This window comes from Nocardia abscessus NBRC 100374, assembly GCF_000308455.1.
In the GTDB taxonomy this organism is placed as follows: domain Bacteria; phylum Actinomycetota; class Actinomycetes; order Mycobacteriales; family Mycobacteriaceae; genus Nocardia; species Nocardia abscessus.
Genome location: NZ_BAFP01000225.1, coordinates 1 through 1,168 on the forward strand (window position 1 = coordinate 1; position 1,168 = coordinate 1,168).

The window sequence follows — 1,168 nt, forward strand, 5'->3', positions numbered from 1 at the left end:
TTGGCTTTCAACCATACTGTTGTCGAAACAGTCCCCGATCGATCCCATCGACCCGAGTAGCCCGGCGCCGCGGATGCGCTGCCCGAACGCCCAGCTGGTGTACTGAGCGCCGTGATCGCTATGGGCTATGGTCTGCCCGTCCGGCGGTCTGCGCCGCCAGCGGGCCATGTCCAGGGCGTCGCAAACCAGCTCGGCACGCAAATGATCTGCGATCGACCAGCCGACGATGCGTCGGGAGAACGCATCCAGCACGACCGCGCAGTACACCCAGCCCTCGCTGGTGCGGTGCTGAGTCACGTCCATGCACCACAGCCGGTCCGGGCCATCGGCGCGAAAGCGGCGGTTGACCAGGTCCGGGTGCGGACTGGCCTGCGGATCTCGCGTGGTGCAGCCTCGGCGACGGCGGAAAATTCCGGCCAGCCCAGCGCTGCGCATCAGCCGGGCCACACGTTCGCGACCCACTCGAATCCGCTGACCGAGCCGCAGTTCGGCATGCACCCGCGGAGCACCGTAGGTACCGCGTGACGCGGTGTGGATGTCGGTGATCGTGGTGGTCAGTTCACGATCAGCGCGGGCCCGCGCGGACTCACCACGGTGTTTCCATTCGTAATACCCGCAGGTCGACACCCGCAGCACACGCCCGTGACACCATGACCGGGATGCCGGCTTCGGCCAGTTGCGCGACCACCGGGAACACTATTTTGGGAGGACGTTCTCCCGCGCGAAGTAGGCCGCCGCCTTACGCAGCACCTCGTTCTCCAGTTCGAGTTGCCGAGTCCTTCGCCGCAACTCGGCGAGCTCCTTGCGCTCGGAGCTGGTCACACCGTCGCGTGCGCCTTCATCTATGTCGGCTCGTCGCAGCCAGTTCCGTAGACACGACTCCGAGATTCCCAAGCCCTTCGCAACCTGACCGATCGACTTGTCGTTACCGCGGGCCAACTCGATCGCGCGCTGACGGAACTCCGGCGGGTGTGCAGGTGGCATCCAGACTCCTTTCGGAGGCGAGTATCTCGCCTCACCATTGGTGTCCGGAAGACCGGGGCAACCTCAGAAGTCCGCACCCCCGACCTGCTCCGCGCTATGATCACGATCTGGTGCTCGCCGCTATGTGGGGTGGGCGTCAGGGCGTGATCCCGGTGAGAAGAAGGGATTCTCGGCGAGTCTGCTC

The 1,168-nt window shown here is 65.4% G+C and carries 2 protein-coding genes; both read right to left on the reverse strand.

All coding sequences use genetic code 11. The features are described from left to right. A partial coding sequence (locus tag ON19_RS30850) for an IS3 family transposase (protein ID WP_043700790.1) occupies positions 1 to 636 on the reverse strand: 636 nt, incomplete at its 3' end. A gap of 60 nt (positions 637 to 696) precedes the next feature. Beyond that, complete coding sequence (locus ON19_RS30855; protein WP_043700793.1) at positions 697 to 984, reverse strand: IS3 family transposase; 288 nt, start codon at positions 982 to 984, stop codon at positions 697 to 699. Between the last annotated feature and the right edge of the window lie 184 nt (positions 985 to 1,168).

What these genes read in the sequence shown, in the direction of transcription:
- ON19_RS30855 (WP_043700793.1), bottom strand. Translation starts at nt 984, where the DNA reads ATGCCACCTGCACACCCGCCGGAGTTCCGTCAGCGCGCGATCGAGTTG.